The 18,360-nt window shown below is 73.2% G+C and carries 15 protein-coding genes; 7 read left to right on the plus strand and 8 right to left on the minus strand.

Translation table 11 applies throughout. The features are described 5' to 3' along the window. Positions 1-61: 61 nt before the first annotated feature. On the minus strand, positions 62-757 hold the full coding sequence (locus ABKW26_RS19305) for an SDR family NAD(P)-dependent oxidoreductase (RefSeq protein WP_348595711.1): 696 nt from the start codon (positions 755-757) through the stop codon (positions 62-64). Between ABKW26_RS19305 and ABKW26_RS19310 the strand changes: the two genes are divergently transcribed. Both ABKW26_RS19310 and ABKW26_RS19315 read left to right on the plus strand, forming a co-directional pair. Beyond that, the gene (locus ABKW26_RS19310; protein WP_348595712.1) at positions 756-1,835 is read left to right on the plus strand and encodes a helix-turn-helix transcriptional regulator; all 1,080 of its coding nucleotides are present in this window, start codon (positions 756-758) and stop codon (positions 1,833-1,835) included. The two genes, ABKW26_RS19305 and ABKW26_RS19310, sit on opposite strands and share 2 nt — an antisense overlap. A gap of 52 nt (positions 1,836-1,887) precedes the next feature. Continuing rightward, on the plus strand, positions 1,888-3,678 hold the full coding sequence (locus ABKW26_RS19315; RefSeq protein WP_348595713.1) for a bifunctional 3'-5' exonuclease/DNA polymerase: 1,791 nt from the start codon (positions 1,888-1,890) through the stop codon (positions 3,676-3,678). Between the two features lie 22 nt (positions 3,679-3,700). Here the strand turns inward: ABKW26_RS19315 and ABKW26_RS19320 are convergent, their stop codons facing one another. Further along, on the minus strand, positions 3,701-4,018 hold the full coding sequence (locus ABKW26_RS19320) for a hypothetical protein (protein ID WP_348595714.1): 318 nt from the start codon (positions 4,016-4,018) through the stop codon (positions 3,701-3,703). A 183-nt stretch (positions 4,019-4,201) separates the two neighbouring features. Here ABKW26_RS19320 and ABKW26_RS19325 point away from each other — a divergent pair, with 183 nt between their 5' ends. The 4 genes from ABKW26_RS19325 (at position 4,202) to ABKW26_RS19340 (ending at position 10,098) form a co-directional block, all read left to right on the plus strand. Continuing rightward, the gene (locus ABKW26_RS19325) at positions 4,202-5,215 is read left to right on the plus strand and encodes a LacI family DNA-binding transcriptional regulator (protein ID WP_348595715.1); all 1,014 of its coding nucleotides are present in this window, start codon (positions 4,202-4,204) and stop codon (positions 5,213-5,215) included. A 100-nt stretch (positions 5,216-5,315) separates the two neighbouring features. Continuing rightward, positions 5,316-6,344 (plus strand): 3-oxoacyl-ACP synthase III, encoded by a 1,029-nt coding sequence (locus ABKW26_RS19330; protein WP_348595716.1) that lies wholly within the window; start codon positions 5,316-5,318, stop codon positions 6,342-6,344. Beyond that, entirely contained in the window at positions 6,344-9,130 is a 2,787-nt protein-coding gene (locus ABKW26_RS19335; protein WP_348595725.1) for an alpha/beta fold hydrolase, read from the plus strand. Before ABKW26_RS19330 ends, ABKW26_RS19335 begins: the two co-directional genes overlap by 1 nt. Next, positions 9,127-10,098 carry an NAD-dependent epimerase/dehydratase family protein gene (locus ABKW26_RS19340; RefSeq protein ID WP_348595717.1) on the plus strand — a complete coding sequence of 324 codons (972 nt, stop codon included), beginning with the start codon at positions 9,127-9,129 and terminating at the stop codon, positions 10,096-10,098. Before ABKW26_RS19335 ends, ABKW26_RS19340 begins: the two co-directional genes overlap by 4 nt. A 288-nt stretch (positions 10,099-10,386) precedes the next feature. On the opposite strand, the gene map is transcribed toward ABKW26_RS19340, so the two are convergent. Further along, on the minus strand, positions 10,387-11,169 hold the full coding sequence (map, locus tag ABKW26_RS19345; protein WP_348595718.1) for a type I methionyl aminopeptidase: 783 nt from the start codon (positions 11,167-11,169) through the stop codon (positions 10,387-10,389). 66 nt (positions 11,170-11,235) lie between these two features. On the opposite strand from map, the gene ABKW26_RS19350 reads away from it, so the two are divergent. Continuing rightward, positions 11,236-11,538: a helix-turn-helix transcriptional regulator gene (locus ABKW26_RS19350; RefSeq protein ID WP_348595719.1), complete on the plus strand. Its 303-nt coding sequence runs from the start codon at positions 11,236-11,238 to the stop codon at positions 11,536-11,538. A 49-nt stretch (positions 11,539-11,587) separates the two neighbouring features. Here the strand turns inward: ABKW26_RS19350 and ABKW26_RS19355 are convergent, their stop codons facing one another. The 5 genes from ABKW26_RS19355 to ABKW26_RS19375 all read right to left on the minus strand — a co-directional run. Then, positions 11,588-12,286 carry a DUF6518 family protein gene (locus ABKW26_RS19355; protein WP_348595720.1) on the minus strand — a complete coding sequence of 233 codons (699 nt, stop codon included), beginning with the start codon at positions 12,284-12,286 and terminating at the stop codon, positions 11,588-11,590. Between the two features lie 16 nt (positions 12,287-12,302). After that, the gene (locus ABKW26_RS19360) at positions 12,303-13,727 is read right to left on the minus strand and encodes an FtsX-like permease family protein (protein ID WP_348595721.1); all 1,425 of its coding nucleotides are present in this window, start codon (positions 13,725-13,727) and stop codon (positions 12,303-12,305) included. Then, positions 13,724-14,524: an ABC transporter ATP-binding protein gene (locus tag ABKW26_RS19365; RefSeq protein WP_348595722.1), complete on the minus strand. Its 801-nt coding sequence runs from the start codon at positions 14,522-14,524 to the stop codon at positions 13,724-13,726. Before ABKW26_RS19365 ends, ABKW26_RS19360 begins: the two co-directional genes overlap by 4 nt. 128 nt (positions 14,525-14,652) lie before the next feature. Then, positions 14,653-16,254: a family 43 glycosylhydrolase gene (locus tag ABKW26_RS19370; RefSeq protein ID WP_348595723.1), complete on the minus strand. Its 1,602-nt coding sequence runs from the start codon at positions 16,252-16,254 to the stop codon at positions 14,653-14,655. A gap of 28 nt (positions 16,255-16,282) precedes the next feature. Beyond that, a partial coding sequence (locus tag ABKW26_RS19375) for a glycoside hydrolase family 3 N-terminal domain-containing protein (RefSeq protein WP_348595724.1) occupies positions 16,283-18,360 on the minus strand: 2,078 nt, incomplete at its 5' end.

Here is an 18,360-nt window from a genome sequence, read left to right on the forward strand (position 1 = left end):
CCCCCCCCCCCCCCCCCCCCCCCCCCCCCGCCTTCTTGACGCCTCCTTCAGGACGCGGCCATCACCAGGCGACCGTCCCGGCGCGGTCGCGGAAGCTGCCCGTCGGGCCGTCGGCGCCGAGCGTCGCGAGCTCGACGATCGCGTCCGTGCCCTCCTGCACGGTCTGGTACCCGGCGTTGCCGTTGAGGTCCGTGGCCGTGTAGCCGGGGTCGGCGGCGTTGATCCGGAAGCCGGGCAACGCCTTCGCGTACTGGGTCGTGAGCATCGTGACCGCCGACTTCGAGGCCGCGTAGACGATCGCGGGTACCTGTGACTCGATCCGCTGCGCGTCGTGCGTCCGGTCGAAGGAACCGAGACCGCTGCTCACGTTGACGATGACGGGAGCCGTCGACGCGCGCAGGAGATCGAGGAAGGCCGCAGTGGTGCGCACCACGCTCGCGACGTTCGTGTCGAGGACGGCGAGCGCGTCCGCACCCGTCGCCGCTTCCGGCGAGGTAGAGGTCCCGGCGATGCCGGCGTTGTTGACGAGGACGTCGAGGTGACCGACCTCCTCCGTGATCGTGGCGGCCGCCGCCGTCACAGACGCGTCGTCCGTGACGTCGAGCGGGAGGAAGCGGGCGCCGAGCGCATCGGCTGCGGCCTGGCCGCGGCCCGCGTCGCGGGCCCCGAGGTAGACGGTGTGGCCGAGCTCGATGAGACGACGTGCCGTCTCGTAGCCCAGACCCTTGTTCGCTCCTGTGATGAGTGTTGTTGTCATGACCACCACGCTCGTCCCTCTCGCGGCGCCCAACCAGTACCTCGCGCGACGGTGGGACGGGCAGTACCACCCTCGACGGGCCGCGCCAGGCGACGCGGCGGCGAACGGGCGACACACTGGGGACATGGACACCACCGGACCCAGGACGGGCGTGCGGGACAGGAGCGCGGCGAGCACGGTCGTGCCGAGCGCCGGCGTGACGACCAGCTCCGTGAAGGGCAGCGAGCGCGGCGAGCTCGCGACGGTGCTGCGCGCCTGGCGCGACCGGGTGCTCCCCGAGGACGTCGGGCTCCCCGCCGGCCGTGGGCGCCGGGCGCGGGGGCTGCGCCGCGAGGAGCTCGGTGCGCTGGCGGGGTTGTCGGTCGACTACGTGGTGCGGCTCGAGCAGGGGCGCGCGGCGAACCCGTCGGCCCAGGTGGTCTCTGCGCTGGCCCGGGCGCTGCGCCTGAGCACCGACGAGCGTGACCACCTCTACCGCGTCGCCGGCCTCCTGCCACCGGGGCTCGAGACGATGCCGTCGCACGTGACGCCCGGGACGCAGTGCATCCTCGACCGCCTCGGCGACATCCCGGCCGCCGTGTTCACCGCCGACTGGACGGCGATCGCGTGGAACCCGTTGTGGGCGGCTCTCCTGGGTGACCTGTCGACGGCGACGCAGCGGGAGCGGAACACCGTCTGGCGGCACTTCACCGCACCCGAGACGGTCCGGGTCGTGCGCGACGACGGCGACGCCGAGCGGCTCGAGCGTGCCCTCGTCGCGGACCTGCGGGTCGCCTCGGGGCGCTACCCGCGCGACCGGGAGCTCCGCTCGCTCGTCGACGACCTGCGCGCGGCGAGCCCACGCTTCGCGGAGCTGTGGGAGCGCGGCGAGGTGGCTGTGCACGAGTCTGAGCACAAGACGATCGCCCACCCGGAGGTGGGGCGCATCACCCTCGACTGCGACGTCCTGCTCGTCCAGGGCGGAAACCTGCGGATCGTCGCCTACACCGTGGCTCCCCGCAGCGACGACGCGGCCAAGCTCGATCTCCTGCGCGTCACCGGGACGCAGTCGCTCGCGGCGGCGTGCGCTCCGGCCTGAGCGAGCCGCGCTCACGCGCCCGGTGCACGCTCCCACCGGGGAGAATGGGAGCGTGCATGTCGTCGTGGTGCCGTCGGGGGAAGCGTCGCTGACCCTCCACGACGTCGAGATGGCGTCTCCCGGGGACGTCACCCCCGACGCCGGGTCGATCCGCGTCCTCGACAGCACGACGATCTCCGCGACGGACCTCGCCCACGTCGTCCGCGAGCGCGAGGCGACGACCGAGCCCCCGCGCTGGGTGTGGGCCGACACCGCCGCGCTCTACCCGTCGCTCCTCGTGAGCGGGGTGAGCGTCGCCCGCTGCTGGGACCTGCGCCTGTGCCACACGATCCTGCGCAACAGCGCGCTCACCGCGCGCAGCGCCCTGGCGACGGCGCCGCCGAGCGGGTGGGACGAGGCCCGCACCGCGACCGTCCCGGACGGTCTGTTCGACCTCACGCCGACCGTGCCGCTCGACCCGCTGGCGGAGCTGCGACGGCAACGTGCGGCGCTCGCCGGAGCGACCGCCGAGGACGGGACACCGGCGTCGGCCCGCCTGGGTCTGCTCCTCGCGGCCGAGTCCGCGGGTGCGCTCGTGGCGTCGGAGATGACGTTCGCGGGGGTCCCGTGGGACGCCGCAGAGCACGACAGGATCCTTGCCGACGTCCTCGGCCCACGACCCGCCGCGGGCTACCGTCCCGCGCTGCTCGAGGCCAAGCTCGCGGAGACGCGCGAGGCGCTCGGTGTGGAGGACCTCAACCCGGACTCACCGGCGGAGCTGTTGCGACAGCTGCGCTCGGCAGGACTGCCCGTGACGTCGACCCGCTCGTGGGAGCTGCGCACCGTCGAGCACCCGGCGATCAGGCCGCTCCTCGAGTACAAGAAGCTCTCCCGCCTGCTCACCGCGAACGGCTGGCACTGGCTGGACACCTGGGTGGCGGACGGTCGGTTCCGTCCGGTCTACGTGCCGGGCGGCGTGGTCACCGGGCGCTGGGCGTCCGACGGCGGCGGCGCGCTCCAGCTCCCCCACCAGGTGCGGGGCGCCGTCCGTGCCGACCCGGGGTGGACGCTCGTCGTCGCCGACGCGGCCCAGCTCGAGCCGCGCATCCTCGCCGCGATGTCGGGCGACCAGGCGATGGCCCGCGCCGGCCGGGCCTCCGACATGTACGAGGGGATGGTCGCGACCGGCGCCGTCGAGACCCGCCAGCAGGCGAAGTACGGGATGCTCGGCGCGATGTACGGCGGCACGCAGGGCGAGTCGGGCCGGATGCTGCCGCGCATCACGAAGGCGTACCCGCAGGCGCTCGCCCTCGTCGAGCAGGCCGCACGCGCCGGTGAGCGCGGTCAGGTGATCTCGACGTGGCTCGGGCGCAGCTCGCCGCTGCCCGGCGAGGCGTGGCGGGAGGCCCAGGCCGCGGCAGCCGAGCAGGAGGCTACCGCCGTCGATCAGGACCGTGCGCGCAGCCTCGCCCGCGGCTGGGGCCGCTTCACACGGAACTTCGTGGTCCAGGGCACGGCGGCCGAGTGGGCCCTGTGCTGGATGGCGCTCCTCCGGCTCCGCCTCCGTGCGCTCGAAGGCCCCGCGGGGCCCGGCGCAGCTCCGCACCCGGCAGGCGGAGCCCATCTGGCGTTCTTCCTGCACGACGAGGTCATGGTCCACACGCCGGCGGACCGCGCCGAGGAGGTCGCCCGGCTCGTCGAGGAGGCCGCCGCCGAGGCCGGGCGGCTGCTCTTCGCCCGCACACCGGTGGAGTTCCGCGTGAGCATCGCGACCGTCGTGTCCTACGCCGACGCGAAGGGCACCGCAGCCGACCCGCCGCTGCCGGCGCTGGCAGACGAGATCGAGGGCGACCCCGAGGCCTAGACCGCGAACGTGCGACGGGCGGTCACTTCGTGGCGATCGGGACCGTCGCCGCCGGGTACTTCTCGGTCCACTCGTCGGTGCACGTGCTCTGCGCTGCGACCTCCGCCATCATGGCTTCCTCGGCGAGCGGCTCGTTGTCCACAGGGAGGAGTCCGCCGTCCCCGTCGAGCCGTGTCTCATAGCCTGCCTCGGACAGGCACTCCTGGACGTAGACGTCCCACCCGACGGTCTCCTCCGGCGCAGACGTGGCCGCCGTGTCCGACCCACCGGAGCAGGCTGTGAGCGCGAGGAGTGCGAAGAGGCTCAGAGCGATGCCGGAGCGAGCACGGATCGGGGTCATGAGGTGTCCATTCCTGGGGTGGTGGTTCCGCGATGGGCGAGCGGTTGGTGGACAACCTATCGGCGGTGAAGAACGCCCCACAAGAGCCTGGTGACCAGGACTTTGACCTACCGTGGGTCGGTGATCTCGACGACCGGGGCGCGCCTCCACCCACACCGTCCACACCCGTCTAGGATCGGCACCATGGCCGCCCGCGTGACGCTCACCGACGTCGCCCGCGAGGCAGGCGTCTCCCTCGCGACCGCGAGCCGCGCGATCAACGGCAACAAGAACCGCTCGGTCCGCGCGGACATCCGCGAACGCGTCCTCGCGGCCGCGACCGCCCTCCACTACTCGCCCGACGCCAACGCGCAGGCGATGGCGCGTGGGGCGACGACCCAGCTCGGCCTCATCGTCCACTCGATCATCGACCCGTACTTCTCCGCGATCGCCGCCGGCGTCATGGTCGCGGCCGAGCGCCGGGGCTACGTCGTCACCCTCGCGAGCACGCAGTCCGACGCCGGGCGCGAGGTCCAGCTCGTCGAGCTGCTGCACTCCCAGCGGGCGCACGCGCTCATCATCGTCGGCGGACGGCGCGACGACGCACGAGCCCTTGCAGCGACCCGTGAGGCGCTCGACGTCTTCCGACGGACGGGCGGCTCGGCGGTGCTCGTGGGTCAGCCGCTGCTCGGCGTCGACACGATCGCGATCGACAACGTCGTCGCAGCCCGCGACCTCGGCCGCACCCTGCGCGGCCGCGGCTACCGGGACGCCGCCGTCCTCGCCGGGCCTGCCGACCACCTCACCGCCCGTGATCGGTCCACCGCGTTCGTCGCCGGCTTCACCGAGGGTGGGGACGCGCGAGCGACGCTCACGCACTCGCGCTTCACCCGCGACGGCGGCCACGACGCGGCTCGGGCAGTCCTGCGCGGCCCTCGACCCGATGTGATCTTCGCCGCTAACGACGTCATGGCTCTCGGCGCGCTCGCCGCACTCACCGAGGCAGGTCTGCGCGTGCCCGAGGACATGGCGCTCGCCGGTTTCGACGACATCGACGCCCTCCAGGACGTCACCCCGCGGCTCACGACCGTTCATCTACCGCTGCAGGACATCGGCATCGCCGCCACCGATCTCGCCTTCGCCGACCCCGCCCCGGAGCCGCGGGTCATCGGCGTGGCAGGTACGGTGACTGTGCGGGAGTCCACGCCGCAACGGTGAGGCGACGCGCCTCTCCCAGGGTCTGTCCAGGCAAGGTGGCGGGCGGGATGGCAGAATTGCCACCGCACCGCGGTGCCCACGACGGCAAACGGATTGGGAAGTGCCTGTGAACGGCAATGCAACATCAGTGCATCGGAACGTGGCGCTGCTGTCGCTCGCGACGACCCTGGCCGACCGCGTGACGACGTCGGCAGAGATCGACGAGCGCCTGCGCCCGGTCCTCAAGCGACTGCGCCTGCCGCGCGGTCTCCTCCAGCGCGTCGCGGGGGTCCACGAGCGACGCAACTGGGCCGAGGGCCAGACCTTCGACGGCGCGGCCGTCCAGGCCGGCGAGAAGGCTCTCGCCGAGGCCGGCATCGAGCCGAGCCAGATCGGCCTCATCATCAACACGTCCGTGACGCGCAAGCACCTCGAGCCGTCCGTCGCCGTGCGTATCCATCACCAGCTCGGCCTCCCGTCCTCCGCCGTGAACTTCGACATCGCCAACGCGTGCCTCGGGTTCGTCAACGGCATGTCCCTCGCCGCGCAGCTCATCGACGCCGGACAGATCCAGTACGCGATGGTCATCAACGGCGAGGACGCCGACGAGATCCAGGACAACACGATCCAGCGCCTCGGCCGCGAGGGCATCAGCCGCACGGACTTCATGAGCGAGTTCGCGAGCCTGACCCTCGGGTCCGGTGCCGCGGCCGCCGTGCTCGGCCCGGCGGACAAGCACCCGGGCGGGCACCGCATCCTCGGCGGGGTCACCCGCGCCGCGACACAGTTCAACGACCTGTGCGTCGGGAGCGTCGAAGGGATGTTCACAGACGCGAAGGCGCTGCTCAAGGGCGGCATGGAGCTCGTCGTCGCCGCGTGGAAGGAAGCCAAGAAGGACTGGAACTGGTCATCCATGGACCGGTACATCCTCCACCAGGTCTCCGACGTCCACACGAACGCGATCGTCAAGGCCGCCGGCCTCGACCACTCGCGCGTGCCGGTGACGTACGCGAAGTACGGCAACGTCGGCCCCGCGTCGATCCCCATCACGCTCTCCGAGCAGTCCTCCACCCTCAACCCGGGCGACCGGGTGCTCCTCATGGGGGTCGGCTCCGGGCTCAACACGGCCATGATGGAGATCGCCTGGTGATGCGGCGTCTCCCCAGGGCGGCGGCTGCCACAGCGCCGGCCTCCCTGCCTCCGCGCGCCCCGGACGGGACCCCGCTCGACGGCATGGACCCCGCGTTCTCCCGGCTCGTGACCGCCCCGGAGTCCGGAGCTGGTCCCACCGACGGCGCTGGCACCCGCACGTGGCACGTCCTCGACAACACCGAGCGTCTCGCCGAGCTCGGCGTGACGCCCGTCGGCACCATCCTCTGCGTGCACGGGAACCCGACGTGGTCGTACCTCTGGCGCCGGCTCGTCGCAGCAGCGACGGACGCGGCCCAGGACGCCACCGCAGGCGCCTGGCGTGTCGTGGCCGTCGACCAGCTCGACATGGGCTTCTCGGAGCGCACCGGCGTGCAGCGGCCCCTCGCGCGCCGCGTCGCCGACCTCGGCGACCTCACGGACGCCCTCGGGCTCGACGGCCCGGTCGTCACGCTCGGCCACGACTGGGGCGGTGTCGTCTCCCTCGGCTGGGCTGTCGACCACGCCGAGGTCCTCGCCGGCACCATGGTGCTCAACACCGCGATCCACCAGCCCGAGGCGTACTCGATCCCGGCGCCGCTGCGCCTCGCGCTCACCGGTCCCCTGCTCGCCGGGTCGACCGTGACGACCCCCGCCTTCCTCGAGACGACCCTCGCCCTCGCGCACCCGCCGCTCGCCCCCGCCGTCAAGGCCGGGTACCGCGCGCCCTACCGCACCGCGGACCGCCGCGGCGGCATCGGCGGCTTCGTCGCCGACATCCCCGTCGACGCGGCGCACGAGAGCAGTGCGGAGCTCGACCGCATCGCCGAGAGCCTCCGCGTCCTCTCCGTCCCGACCCTCATGCTCTGGGGACCGCGCGACCCGATCTTCTCCGACCGGTACCTCGACGACCTCGTCGACCGCATCCCGCACGCCGACGTCCACCGCTTCGAAGGTGCCGGGCACCTCGTGGCCGAGGACGTCGACTACGCGGAGGTGGTGCTCACGTGGCTGACGGAGCGCGGGGTGGCGACCCTCGGCGCGTCCGGTGCCGCGGCTGCGCCCGCACGCGCTGCGGCCGACTCCGCACCCGCTGCGTCCCTCCCGATGTGGCACCAGCTCGACACCCTCCGGGAGAGCCCGGAGACGGCGCTCGTCGAGATGGCCCCGCCGTCCGGTCCGGCGCCGCGCGTCGTGTCGTGGCGCCTGCTCGCCCGCCGGGTCGACGAGATCGCGGCCGGCCTCTCCCGCCTCGGAGTCGCCCACGGAGACCGCGTCTCGCTCCTCGTGCCCCCGGGCGCGGACCTCACCGCCGTCCTCTACGCGTGCTTGCGCCTCGGCGCGGTCGTCGTCGTCGCCGACGCGGGTCTGGGCCTGCGCGGGCTGACTCGCGCGGTGCGCGGCGCGCAGGCCGACCACGTCATCGGCGCCCTGCCAGGTCTCACCGCAGCGCGCGCGCTCGGCTGGCCGGGGCAGAAGATCTCCACGACCCTGCTGCCCGGTGCCGCCGCGCGGGCTCTCGGCGTGACGTGCGCACTCGCGGACGTCATCGACCTCGGGGTCCACACGCTCGCCACCGAGAGCCACGGCGGCCCGGCCGCCCTGCCCGTCCCGCCGGTCGCGTCCGACCCGGCCGCCATCCTCTTCACGTCCGGCTCGACCGGACCAGCGAAGGGTGTCGTGTACACGCACGCCCAGCTCTGCGCGATCCGTGACGCACTTGCAGGCCACTACGGCATCGGTGTCGGCACCGGTCTCGTGGCCGGCTTCGCGCCCTTCGCGCTCCTCGGGCCCGCGCTCGGCGCACGCTCCGTGACGCCCGACATGGACGTCACGTCGCCGAAGACGCTCACGGCTCCGGCCGTGGCCGCCGCAGCGGCCGCCGTCGACGCGACCGTGCTGTTCCTGTCCCCCGCCGCGATCGCGAACGTCGTCGCGACGTCGGGCGAGCTCTCCAAGGACGACTATGCCGCGCTCGCCGGCGTGCAGACGTTCCTGTCCGCCGGGGCTCCCGTGCCGGAGCCGCTGCTCGCGGCGGTCGGGCGGCTCATGCCGAACGCGACGCCGCACACGCCCTACGGGATGACCGAGGGCCTGCTCATGACGGACAACACGCTCGAGGGCATCCGCGACGCGGCGCGCTCGACCGGCGGCACCATCGGGGCCGCCGGGGTCTGCGTGGGGACGCCCGTCGCGGGCGTCAAGGTCCGCATCTCGCGGCTCGACGACGCCGGTGACGCCACCGGCGCGCTGGCGGTCGAGCCCGACGTGACCGGAGAGATCGTCGTGTCCGCGCCGCACGTCAAGGACCACTACGACCGCCTGTGGCTCACGGAGCGGGCGAGCCGTCGCGTGGAGGCGCCCTCTGACGCCGGCGCACGGTGGCACCGGACCGGCGATGTCGGGCACCTCGACGCCGAGGGCCGGTTGTGGGTCGAGGGTCGCCTCGCGCACGTCGTCGTGACGGCTGACGGCGTCGTCACGCCGGTGGGTGTGGAGCAGCAGGTCGAGGGCGTCGACGCGGTCGACCGTGCCGCGCTCGTGGGCGTGGGGCCGCGTGGCACCCAGCAGCTCGTCGTCATCGTCGAGACCCTGCCCGCTGTTCGGCGCGTGGCGCTGGCCGACGCGGCTCTCGCTGCGGCGGTCCGCGAGGCTGTGGCAGCCGGGACGCCTGGCCGACGCGTCGCCGCGGTCCTCGTGGTGCCGACGCTGCCGACGGACGTGCGGCACAACTCGAAGATCGACCGCACGCGGCTCGCGCGCTGGGCCGAGGACATCCTGTCCGGCGGACGGATGACCCGACCGTGAGGGTCCTCGTCACAGGTGCGAGCGGGCTTCTCGGCAGTGCCGTCGCCGCGGGCCTGCGCGACGCGGGTCACGATGTCCGGACCTTCCAGCGGCGCCCGTCCGGCGTCGACGGGGTCGAGGACGTCCTCGGTTCCGTGACGGAGCCGGCCGACGTGGCGCGCGCTGTCGCCGGGGTCGACGCCGCTGTCCACCTGGCCGCGAAGGTGTCCTTCGCCGGTGCCCCCGCGGACTTCGAGCGCGTCAACGTCGAGGGAACGCGCACGCTCGTCGAGGCGCTGCGGGCGGGCGGGGTCGAGCGACTCGTCTTCGTCTCGTCGCCATCGGTGGCGCACGCGGGGTCCTCGATCGTCGGGGACGACGCGTCTCCCGCCGACCCGGAGCACGCGCGCGGTGACTACGCGCGGACGAAGGCGCAGGCCGAGCTCCTCGCGCTGGCAGCCGACTCCCCTGAGCTGCGGGTCGTCGCGGTGCGTCCGCACATCGTGTGGGGGCCGGGTGACACGCAGCTCGTCGAGCGCGTCGTCGAGCGAGCACGCGCCGGGCGGCTGCCGCTCCTCGACCACGGCGCCGCACTCATCGACTCGACGTACATCGACAACGCGGCGTCGGCGATCGTAGCGGCGCTGCACCGCGTCGACGCGGTGCACGGCAACGCCTATGTGATCACGAACGGCGAACCGCGGCCGGTCGCCGAGCTGCTCGCCGGGATCTGCGGCGCGGCCGGCGTCCGCGCCCCGGCGTGGCGCGTGCCCGCCGGTCTCGCGCGCGCGGCGGGTTCGGCGATCGAGGCCGCGTGGCGCGTGCGCCCGGGCGAGGACGAGCCGCCGATGACCCGCTTCCTCGCGGAACAGCTCTCCACCGCCCACTGGTTCGACCAGCGTCGCACGCGCGCCGACCTCGAGTGGGAGCCTGACGTCAGCGTCGACGAGGGACTGCGACGGCTGGCGGAGCACTACCGGCGAGCGTGAGCCCCGTCGCGCGAGAGCGGTTGTCCACGGACTCGTCCCGGCGAGCAGGAACACCCAAGAAGGCCTTCGAGCCTTCCGCGTCAGGTCCCGCTACGGAAGGCTAGCGCTCTAGCCTTCCGTAAGGACGGGCCCTGCGGAAGGCTACCGAGCCTGGTGCGCCCCCAGCACGGCCGGCGCCCACTCCCCGCCGCAGACCGTGCACCGCACGCTCTCCTGGCCGCCGCCGAAGGGCACGAGCGGGATCCAGAAGATGTGGAACCACGTGCGCGTGCGGCCGATCCCAGTACCTCAGGGCCGAGCGTGCCGCGGCAGCGTGAGGATCTCTGCTCCGTCGTCGGTGATGGCGATCGTGTGCTCGCTGTGCGCGGTGCGGCAGCCGGTCGCGCTGCGGAGGGTCCACCCGTCGGCGTCGGTGACGAGCTCAGCGGTGTCGGCCATGACCCACGGCTCGAGCGCCAGGAGCAGCCCCGGGCGCAGCGTGTACCCGCGGCCGGGCCGACCGATGTTCACGACGTGCGGGTCCTGGTGCATGGTCGACCCGATGCCGTGGCCGCCGAACTCCGTGTTGACCGGGTAGCCGGCCTCGGTGAGGACCGTGCCGATCGCGTGCGAGATGTCCCCGACCCGCGCCCCGGGGCGCGCGGCGGCGATCCCCGCGGCCAGCGCACGTCGCGTGGCGTCGATCATCGCGACGCTCTCGGCCGGCTGCGAGCGGCCCACGACGAAGCTGATGGCGGAGTCGGCGGCGATCCCGTCCAGCAGGACGGCGAGGTCGAGCGTCAGCAGGTCGCCGTCAGCGAGCGCGTAGTCGTGCGGGAGGCCGTGGAGCACGGCGTCGTTGACGGCCGTGCAGACGTAGTGGCCGAACGGCCCGCGCCCGAAGGAGGGTGCGTAGTCGACGTAGCAAGACTCGGCTCCGGCCTCGACGATCATCTCCTGGGTCCACCGGTCGATCTCGAGGAGGTTGGTGCCGACGACGCTGCGCTCCTTGAGGGTCTGCAGGATGTCGGCGACCAGCGCACCCGTCGCCCTCGCTCGGACCAGCTCGGCGGGGTTGAGGATCTCGATCATGCGGCGCCCTTCTCACACTTTTCCAATAACTATCCCGGCCATACTATCCCGGCTAGGATCGACACCATGGTCAGGTTGCCCCTCACACCCGCAGAGATCGACCGTGGACGTCGCCTCGGCGCCCTCCTGCGTCGGGCCCGGGGCGAGCGCTCGATGCTCGACACCGCTCTCGCCGCCCGGGTCTCCCCCGAGACCCTCCGCAAGATCGAGTCAGGTCGCGTCGCGACCCCCGCGTTCTCGACCATCGCGGCGATCGCCGACGTCCTCGGCCTCTCCCTTGACGCGGTCTGGGCAGAGATCCACCAGCCCGACCTCGACGCGCGACCGGTCGGCGCCGGCCGCGACGCGCCGGAGCAGCTGGCTTCCTAGGCCGAACACCCCCGGAGCGCCGTGACCCGGCCCGGCCGCGACGATCCCGCTACCCCAGACCGCTGTACGCGACGAAGAACGCTCCCGCGACGGCGAGCGCGACGCCGACTCCCCCGAGTGCGACGACGCCCCGACCGGCGCGGCGGACGAGCGTCACACCGAGCAGCGCCACCCCGGCGACACCGATGAGAACCCAGTAGAACCATCCGGTCGTGTCGGAGACGACGACGAGGCCGTAGACGCACTCGCCGAGCGCGACCCCCGCGAGCGCACCCGCCCCGAGCGCAGCCCGCCACCCGGTGCTGCGCAGCCACGACGTGGCCACCCCGACGAAGGGCCCGACGAGGATCCCGACGACGCCGAAGAGGACCGGGCTGTAGAACAGTCCTCGGACGTCGGCGGCGATCGCGTAGCCGAGGACGAGAGCGACGAAGCCCACCGCCCCGAGGACGGCCGAGGGCAGGGGACGTGCCCGCGCGAGCTGCACGACGAGCACGGTGAGGAGCGTCCAGCCGCTCGCCGAGTTCGCCAGCGGCCGCAGCGGATCGGGGAGCAGCCCCTGCGCGAGGAACGTGGCCGCGCCGAGGAGGAGGCTGACCACCGCCACGGCGACCGCCGTCTCGATCAGTGCCGTGGCCCCGGCCGACCGTCCGCGACCACCGGCCCGCTGCACGGCAGGCTCGGGCACGGCGCCCTTCTCCACGCAGGGCTCCTGCACGCTGACCTCCGGCACCACTGACTCGTCCATGCTGTGCTCCCGCATGCTAGATCGCCACCAGTGCTGTCGTCGGGGAGATCTCGGTCGCGCGGCGCGCGGGCACGAGCGACGCGGCGAGCACGACGCCCGCCGCGACCACCACCGTCGCACCGAGCACGGCCCACGGGACGACGGGCGGGAAGAACCCGACTCCTCTGACGGCCGAGAGCAGGCTCATGCTGCCGGCCCAGCCGTAGACGACGCCGAGCACGCTCCCGAGGGCGGTGGCGGCGACGGTCAGCTGGGCGGCCTCGGCGCGGATGGTCCCCCGCACCCGTGACCGCGACAACCCGACCGCACGCAGCAACCCGATCTCCCGGGTGCGCTGGAGCACGGACAGCGACAGGTTGTTCACCACGCCGACGACCGCGATGACCACGGAGAACCCGACGAGCACGGACAGGAACGTCACCGCGTCGGCGACGACCGACGCGAGCTCCGCCGTGACCTCCGGCGGCTCGCCGGACGCAGCCCCGGCGCGAGCCATGGCGTCGGTGACGTTCACCGCGGCCGTCGCGAACATGACGATGAGGGTCACGCCGATGACGAGGCCCATCGTCGTGCGAGCGGTGCGTGCCGGGTAGCGGGCGGCGTTGCGCGCCGCCATCCGACCGGCCGGGCCGCGCCCGATCGCCTGCCCGACGATCCGCTGCACCGGCGGCATGACCCACGCCGAGCCGAGCGACAGCCCGAGGAACGAGAGCATCCCGCCGGGCAGTGCGACGAGCAGCCCGAGCGGTGAGCGCTGGCCGACGACCACGCCCGCGACGATGAGCAACGTCCCGAGCACGGCGCAGAGGATCGATCCCACGTGCTTGCCACGGTGCGCCCGCCCCTCCTCGACGGAGGGCTCGCGCGCCTGGCCGGTCGCCTCCATCGGGGAGACCGTGAGGATCTTCCGTGAGCCCGCGTACGCGGCGGCCCAGGTGACGACGATCGTCGACACGAGCGGCGCGACCATCCACGGACCGAGGAGGTTCGCGCTGAGCCCGGGCGCGTCGCCCACCGTCCTCAGGACGGCGACCGTCCCGACGGCGATCACGAGCCCGACGAGCGCGCCGGCCACGGTCCCCAGCACCCCGACGACAGCACCCTCGACGCTCACCGACCGCCGCAGCCGCCTGGACGAGGCTCCCACGAGCCGCAGCAGCGCGATCCGCTCGCTGCGCCCCGCGACGATGATGCCGAACGTGTTGGAGATGACGAGCGCCGAGACGAACAGGGCGATCGCGAAGAAGACGACGCCGACGATCGCGAGCATGAGCAGCGCAGTCCCCGACGAGGACACGGCGTCGGACTGCTTGAGCCACGCGGTGAGGATCGCGACCCCGTCGATGATGACGACGCCGAGGAGCGACGCGATCGTCACGACGAGGACGCTCGGCACGTGCTGGCGAGGGTCGGCGCGCAGCTCCCGGACCGCGTTCTTCACGCTGCCTGCTCCTCGAGCGCGTCCATGACCCGGGAGATCTCGGCGCGGCTCGCCCGGTGGGACAGCTCGTGGACGAGCCGTCCGTCGGCGATGAAGACGACGCGCGACGCGTGGGACGCAGCACCCGCGTCGTGCGTGACCATGACGATCGACTGGCCGAGGTTCTCGGCGGCGTCGGCGAGGAGGGCGAGGACTCCCGCGCCGGAGCGGGAGTCGAGGTTGCCGGTCGGCTCGTCGGCCAGGACGAGGTCGGGGCGCGTCGCGAGCGCGCGGGCGATCGCCACGCGCTGCTGCTGTCCGCCGGACAGCTCGCCCGGCCGGTGCGTCAGCCGGTCCTGCAGACCGAGGCGTCCGACGAGGTGGTCCACCCACGCACGCTGGTCGGGAGTCGGCGTGTGGTCGTCGAGCTCGAACGGCAGGAGGACGTTGTCGAGGACGTCCATCGTCGGGACGAGGTTGAACGCCTGGAACACGAAGCCGACCTGACGCCGCCGGATCGCCGTGAGGTCCTCGTCGCCGAGGGTCGTGATCTCCGTGCCACCGATCCATGCGCGGCCCGACGTCGGGTTGTCGAGGCCCGCCATGACGTGCATGAGCGTCGACTTCCCGCTCCCTGACGGGCCCATGACCGCGGTGAGCTGACCGGGCGCGATGTCGAGGCTCACGTCGTCGAGCGCGACGACCGACCCGTCGCCGTCGCCGTAGCGTTTGGTCACCCGCTCGACGCGGGCGGCAGGCTCGACGGGGCGGCCGGACGGACGGACCGGCACGGCGGGAGGGAACGGGTTCGTCGTCATACCTCGACGGTAGACAGCGCGAGGTGCCCACCGCGTCCGCCGCTCGGCTGACCTTCCGAGCCGCTCCTCCCCCGACAGGCTGACCCGGGGAGGTCGTCCCCTGCTCCCGTGGGGGTGGTGACGGCAGACTACGGGCGGTGGTTCGTGACCAACAGGTACTCGAACCGGTCGACGTGGACGACCGTCTCGCTCGGCGCTCCGTGGCTCGTCGCGAACACCCCGACCCACAGGCCGACGAAGCCGCCGGCCGAGACGCTGTCGAGCGTCCGACCGTCCACGACGGCGACCTCGACCAGCTCGCTCCCGGCGGTGGCGGCGAGGAGCGTGTAGTCCTGACCTCGTGCCCGGACGGCGAGGGTCACGGCTGCGTCGGCGCTGTCGGCGCTGTCGGCGCTGCCGGCTCCCAGTGTCGTCTCGCCGACGACGGTGCCGTGCCCGCCCTGCCGGTGGACGGCAACGACGCGGCGACGACCGTCCGCGTCCCTCCTCCCGGTGAGGAACAACCGAACGTGGTCCGCATCGGACTGCCGCACGGCGATGCCTGCGTCCTCTCCGTCGGCGAGAGCGACGCGCAGCGTCGCCCGGACGTCGACGTCCGTGTGCTGCTGGCGCACGCCGAGGAACGCGCTCGCCACCGGCTCGGTCAGGGTCGCGGGATGGACGGGGAGGTCCCAGCCGTCGCCCCGCGGGGTCGCGACGTCGGACGGCAGCGCCCGGACCGAGCTCCACCGCGGGTCGTCGGACCGGACGACGCCGGACGTCCGTCCCTGCGCCGCGCCCCACGCCGCGTCGCTGGCGAACGGCACGTCGACCTCGGCGGTGACGCGTCCGACACCGGGGGCGAAGACGGGCCAGCCGTCCTGCCACTCGACCGGCACGAGGAACGTCTCGCGGCCGAGGTTGTAGTGGTACCCGCCGTAGGGTCGCATGCCGAGCAGGAGGGCCCACCACGAGCCGTCGGGCCCCTCGACGAGGTCGGCGTGCCCGACCCCGACGATGTCGCAGCCCTGACCGAGGTGCCGGTGCGTGAGCACCGGGTTGCCCTTGTTCCCCGTGTACGGGCCCGTCACGGAGTCGGCGCGCGCGACCGACACCGCGTGGTGGAACTCCGTGCCGCCCTCGGCCGCGAGCAGGTAGTAGCGACCGTCGACCTGATAGAGGTGCGGGCCTTCCGCCCACACGGCGCCACGCACCGCGCCGCTCCACACGATGCTCTCCGGGCCGACGAGCGTCATGGTCTCCGGGTCGAGCTCACGGATCCACACCTCGGTCTGGTCGTGCCACTCCGGCTCGACCGCCAGTCGCGTGCCGTGCACCCACACGCGCCCGTCGTCGTCGAAGAACAGCGACGGGTCGATCCCGCCGCCCTCGAGCCACACCGGGTCGGACCACGGCCCGGCCGGGTCCGTCGCGGTGACGATGAAGTTGCCGCCCCGCGCCCCGTCCTTCTCGCCGACGAGCGTGCACACGAGCCAGAACACGCCGTCGCGGTGCCGCAGCGTCGGTGCGTAGAGCCCTCCCGAGGAGCGGATCCCGTCGTAGTCGAGCATGCCCGGCCGGTCGACGACGTGGCCGAGCTGCTCCCAGTGGACGAGGTCCCGGCTGTGGAACACCGGCAGGCCGGGCAGGTACTCGAACGTCGACGTGACGAGGTAGTAGTCCTCGCCCACCCGGCAGACGCTCGGGTCCGGATAGGTCCCCGGCAGGACCGGGTTCTGCACGATCGTCACGACGCTGCCCCCGTCAGCCGCCGTCCCGTCACAGCGCCTCCGTCGTCACCTCGACGAGCCGGGCGTCGGTCCCGACGACCTCGTGGACGTCCCCGGTGACGGAGATGACAGCGCGCGGCGTGACGTCGCCCGGGAGAGCAGGGAGCTCCTCGTGGTCACCGGCCGGGATGGCCCCGTCGGTCGGGTTGACGACAGGGGCCGTCGGCGCGCAGGCCGCCGCGTGGGCACCGATCCACACCTGGACGTCGCCGGGCTCGACGATCTTCGTCATGCCGCGGTCGGTGAACGCGAGGCGGGTGGTCGGCACGGCGAAGGTCACCCGTGTCGACGCCCCGGGCGCGAGCGCCACGCGCGCGTAGCCGAGGAGCTGGACGACGGGTCGCGGGACCGAGCCGACGACGTCGTGGCCGTAGAGCTGGACGACGTCGTCGCCCGCCGCGGTCCCCGTGTTCGTCACGGTGACGGACGCGGTGAACGTGCCACCGGCGGCCACCGTCGCGTCGACCACGAGGTCCGTGTACGCGAACGACGTGTAGGACAGCCCGAACCCGAACGGGCGCAGCGGGGTCGAGTCGGTCGCCGTGACGTCCGAGCGTCCGCCGAGGACCGGGTGGAGGTACGAGTACGGCATGGCGCCCGACGAGCGGGGCAGGGACACGGGCAGCCGGCCGGAGGGGTTGACCCGCCCGGTGAGGATGTCCGCGACCGCGAGGCCGCCGCCCTCGCCGGGGAAGAACGCCTGGAGCACCGCTGCCGGCTTGGCGCCGGTGCCGTCGAGCGCCCAGGCCACCGCGTACGGGCGACCGGTGAGCATGACCATGACCACAGGTGTCCCCGTCGCGACGAGTGCCTCGACGAGCTCCCGCTGCACACCGGGGAGCTCGAGCGACTCGGAGTCGTTGCCCTCGCCGACGGTGCCACGGCCGAAGAGACCGGCCTGGTCACCGACGACGACGACCGCGACGTCGGCACCCTCGACGGCGGCGACCGCCTCGGCGAAGCCCGACGTGTCGTCCGTCTCGACGTCGCAGCCCTCGACGTGGACGAGCTCCGGCTGCGCCAGGCCGACGTCTCCGAACGCCGTGCCGAGCGCGTCGAGCACGGTCGGCAGCGCGAGCTCGGGAGCGACGCCCGGGTGGTGCGGCAGCACGTGGTTGACGAAGGAGTAGCAGCCCATGAGCGCCTCGGCGCGGTGGGCGTTCGGCCCGACGACCGCGACCCGGGACAGCGGGGTCGCGCGCCGCGCGAAGGGCAGGACGCCGTCGTTCGACAGGAGGACGACCGACTCCTCCGCGAGGCGCCGCGCGAGCGCCTGGTGGTGCGACGAGTCGAGCTCGACGCTCGTGGGCGGCTCGTCCTCGAACGCGTCCGGGTCGAGGAGCCCGAGCTCCTCCTTCTGCGCGAGGGCGCGCAGCACGGCGCGGTCGACGTACGTCTCGTCGAGCTGGCCGGCGAGGACCCGCTCCGCGAGCGGACGGAGGTAGGCGTCGCCGGTCGGGAGCTCGACGTCGATGCCGGCCTCGAGGGCCAGTGCTGCCGCCTCCCCGCGGTCGGCGGCGACGTTGTGCATGACCTGGAGGAAGGCGACCGCGAAGTAGTCGGCGACCACGACGCCGTCGAAGCCCCACGTCTCGCGCAGGAGGGTGGTGAGGTACTCGGCGTTCGCGGCCATGGGGACGCCGTCGATCTCGGCGTAGGAGTTCATGACCGACCGCACGCCGCCGTCACGCACCGCCATCTCGAACGGCGGCAGGTACATGTCCGCGATCTCGCGCGGTCCGGCGCTCACCGGCGCGTGGTTGCGCCCGGCGGTCGAGCCGGAGTAGCCGACGAAGTGCTTGAGCGTCGCATGGACGCCCGCGTCCTGCAGTCCCCGGACGTAGGCGGTACCGACCGTGCCGACGAGATAGGGATCCTCGCCGATGCACTCGTCGACCCGGCCCCACCGGGGGTCACGGATGACGTCGAGCACCGGCGCGAGACCCTGGTGGATGCCGAGCTCGCGCATGGACGCGCCGATCGCGTCGCCCACCTCGTAGACCAGTGCTGGGTCGAACGACGCACCCCACGCGAGCGGCGTCGGGAACGTCGCGGCCTTCCAGGCCG

Source organism: Sanguibacter sp. 25GB23B1 (genome assembly GCF_040012415.1).
Classification (GTDB): domain Bacteria; phylum Actinomycetota; class Actinomycetes; order Actinomycetales; family Cellulomonadaceae; genus Sanguibacter.

Bases quoted from the DNA above. Each gene is read 5' to 3' on its own strand.
- ABKW26_RS19310 (WP_348595712.1), top strand. From the start codon at position 756: ATGACCACCACGCTCGTCCCTCTCGCGGCGCCCAACCAGTACCTCGCG.
- ABKW26_RS19305 (WP_348595711.1), bottom strand. From the start codon at position 757: ATGACAACAACACTCATCACAGGAGCGAACAAGGGTCTGGGCTACGAG.
- ABKW26_RS19320 (WP_348595714.1), bottom strand. From the start codon at position 4,018: ATGACCCCGATCCGTGCTCGCTCCGGCATCGCTCTGAGCCTCTTCGCA.
- ABKW26_RS19325 (WP_348595715.1), top strand. From the start codon at position 4,202: ATGGCCGCCCGCGTGACGCTCACCGACGTCGCCCGCGAGGCAGGCGTC.
- ABKW26_RS19335 (WP_348595725.1), top strand. From the start codon at position 6,344: ATGCGGCGTCTCCCCAGGGCGGCGGCTGCCACAGCGCCGGCCTCCCTG.
- map (WP_348595718.1), bottom strand. From the start codon at position 11,169: ATGATCGAGATCCTCAACCCCGCCGAGCTGGTCCGAGCGAGGGCGACG.
- ABKW26_RS19350 (WP_348595719.1), top strand. From the start codon at position 11,236: ATGGTCAGGTTGCCCCTCACACCCGCAGAGATCGACCGTGGACGTCGC.
- ABKW26_RS19355 (WP_348595720.1), bottom strand. From the start codon at position 12,286: ATGGACGAGTCAGTGGTGCCGGAGGTCAGCGTGCAGGAGCCCTGCGTG.
- ABKW26_RS19365 (WP_348595722.1), bottom strand. From the start codon at position 14,524: ATGACGACGAACCCGTTCCCTCCCGCCGTGCCGGTCCGTCCGTCCGGC.